Raw genomic sequence first — 250 nt, forward strand, 5'->3', positions numbered from 1 at the left:
AGCGCGAGGGCGTGATTATCGCGAACCTCGTGAATCTGTGGAACAGCTTCGGCAAGGCCGTTTGCGTCAAAAAGCTCTAGTTGCGTCCGCAACCAACTGCGGGCCTACCCTGCTGAACAAAGCCGGCCGCGACGCGGGCCAGACGCCGTGGCGCAAGATGCACCTGTCGATCGACCCGCAGATGAATGTCCACCACATCGCGATCACCGGGGACAACGTCTCCGACGAGGCGGGCCTGAATGCGGTGCTG

General features: G+C 62.4%; 1 protein-coding gene. It reads left to right on the forward strand.

The genetic code is table 11. The features are described 5' to 3' along the window. Positions 1-37: 37 nt before the first annotated feature. A partial coding sequence (locus AB3X89_RS40775) for a hypothetical protein (RefSeq protein ID WP_368588119.1) occupies positions 38-250 on the forward strand: 213 nt, incomplete at its 3' end.

It is taken from the genome of Paraburkholderia sp. BR14320 (genome assembly GCF_040948665.1).
Classification (GTDB): Bacteria; Pseudomonadota; Gammaproteobacteria; order Burkholderiales; family Burkholderiaceae; genus Paraburkholderia; species Paraburkholderia youngii.